Source organism: Mesorhizobium sp. M7A.F.Ca.CA.001.10.2.1, assembly GCF_003998575.1.
Lineage (GTDB): Bacteria > Pseudomonadota > Alphaproteobacteria > Rhizobiales > Rhizobiaceae > Mesorhizobium.
Genome location: NZ_RZQY01000856.1, coordinates 1 through 2,094 on the forward strand (window position 1 = coordinate 1; position 2,094 = coordinate 2,094).

The following is a 2,094-nucleotide window of genomic DNA, read 5'->3' on the forward strand; positions in this document are numbered from 1 at the left end:
TCGCTGATGGGCGGCGTGCGCCCGCTCGATCATCACCCGGCCGCCGTGACCGACAAAACGCCTGAAGCCGGCTTCGTCGACCGCGGCGATCTCGCTGGCGGCAAGGCTGTGGTTCAGGCTGTCGAGCAGGTCCGGCGCTGTGTCGATCAGCGTACCGTCGAGGTCGAACACGATGATTGGTCGGGTCATGGTCTGTCCTGGGCAGGTGTGCAATGGGCAGGCGATAGCGGCTGCGGCGCGTCAAGGCAAGCTGACTGGGGGCAAGCCGGCTTGGCAATCGCTTCAGACCGGTGACAGTTTCAACGTGTGGCGGGACCACCAATTGTGGAAGCCGGCGCTGCCCCTCATCGCCCTGCCGGGCACTTCTCCCCGTATAGTGACGGGGAGAAGTGGCTGGCCGCAATGACGGCGCCCTTCTTGCAACGCTGGTGATTGGCGAAACCACCGATGAGAGCGCCCCTCACTATACGGGGAGAGGATGCCGGCAGGCAGGTGAGGGGCGGCGCCAGCGTCAGGAAAAGGGTGACGGGGCGAATTCCAAAACCTGAAGCGATTGTCCTGGGCGAGCGCGCCGGGCAAGCAGGCCCCATCGGACCGGACATTTCGCGGCGAGCTTCCAGAAATGAAAAACCCGCCACAGCGGCGGGTCGTTGGCGCAAATCAGCACCATAACCAAAAATGTAGCATAGCTGCCCTCACCGGTCAAGGAAATAATTCCTACGCAGGATCACCTGGGGACCCGCCGCCTGGGGCTTTGACCGGACCGGCAAAAATGCTACGAGCCCGGCAGCGAATTTCCGGGGCAATAACCGACATGGATGCAAGGCAGTTGAAGGTCGAAGCCGCGCGGGCAGCACTCGCCCATGTGAGCGAAGGCATGCGGCTCGGCATCGGCACCGGCACCACGGCCGAAGAGTTCGTGCGGCTGCTTGCCGAAAAGGTCGCCACCGGCATGACCGTCATCGGCGTGCCGACTTCGGAGCGCACCGCGTTGCTGTGCCGCGAACTTGGCGTACCGCTGTCGACGCTGGAGGAAACGCCAGAGCTCGACCTCACCGTCGACGGCGCCGACGAAGTCGACCCGGAACTGACCCTGGTCAAGGGCGGCGGCGGCGCGCTGCTGCGCGAGAAGATCGTCGCCGCGGCGTCCCAGCGCATGATCGTCATCGCCGACCGCTCCAAGATGGTCGAGACGCTCGGCCGTTTTCCGCTGCCGATCGAGGTCAATCCATTCGGCCTGCGCGCCACTGAAATCGCGGTTGCCGCGGCGGCTGAAAAGCTCGGTCTTTCCGGGCCGGTCACATTGAGGATGACGGGCGGCCAGGCTTTTGTTACAGACGGCGGCCATTTTATCCTCGATGCATCTTTTGGCCGCATTCCGGATACAAGAGCGCTTTCGAATGCTCTCCACGCCATTCCGGGCGTTGTCGAGCATGGTCTTTTCATCGGGCTGGCTTCAGCGGCCATCATCGCCGGCGGCGACGGCATCCAAACCGTCCATGCCGCCCGAAAACCAGGGAGTTCTACCGATCATGACGTTGCATAACCGGGTTCGCAGCCTTTCCGTCCTTCTGGCGGCCTCGGCCGTTTTCGCCTTTTCTTCGCCGGCGTTTTCGCAGGATGTCACGGAATCGCACCTGAAGGCCGCCCGCGCGGCGGTCGCTGCGATCCACGCGACCGACCCGTTCGACAACATCCTGCCGCAGGCAGCCGCAGCGCTCGAATCGCAGCTGATCCAGAAGAACCCGGACATGCAGGAACTGATCGGCAAGACGATCAGCGAGAAGGCGCTGGCGCTGGCCTCGCGCCGCGCCGATCTCGAGAAGGAAGCCGCACTCGCCTACGCAAAAGTGTTCTCCGAAAAGGAACTGACCGACATCGCCGCCTTCTACAATTCCGATTCGGGCAAGAAGCTGCTCGATAGCGGCCCGACGGTGACCCGCGAACTGGTCAAGGCAGCCGACATCTGGCAGAACGGCCTCGGCCGCGATCTCGCCCAGCAGGTCGGCGAAACGCTGGCCGCAGCCGCCAAGGCAAAGGCGCAGGCTGCACCTGCCGCGCCCGCCCCCGGAGCCGCCGCCCCGGCCGATTGCG

Annotated in this window: 3 protein-coding genes; 2 read left to right on the forward strand and 1 reads right to left on the reverse strand. The window is 64.4% G+C overall.

The genetic code is table 11. The features are described from left to right. The coding region (locus EN964_RS32650; protein ID WP_164776228.1) for an HAD hydrolase-like protein at window positions 1-189 on the reverse strand (189 nt) is incomplete at its 3' end. A gap of 625 nt (window positions 190-814) precedes the next feature. Here EN964_RS32650 and rpiA point away from each other — a divergent pair. Then, window positions 815-1,546 carry a ribose-5-phosphate isomerase RpiA gene (gene rpiA, locus EN964_RS32660; RefSeq protein WP_127271162.1) on the forward strand — a complete coding sequence of 244 codons (732 nt, stop codon included), beginning with the start codon at window positions 815-817 and terminating at the stop codon, window positions 1,544-1,546. After that, a partial coding sequence (locus tag EN964_RS32665; RefSeq protein WP_164776230.1) for a DUF2059 domain-containing protein occupies window positions 1,533-2,094 on the forward strand: 562 nt, incomplete at its 3' end. The genes rpiA and EN964_RS32665, both read left to right, overlap by 14 nt.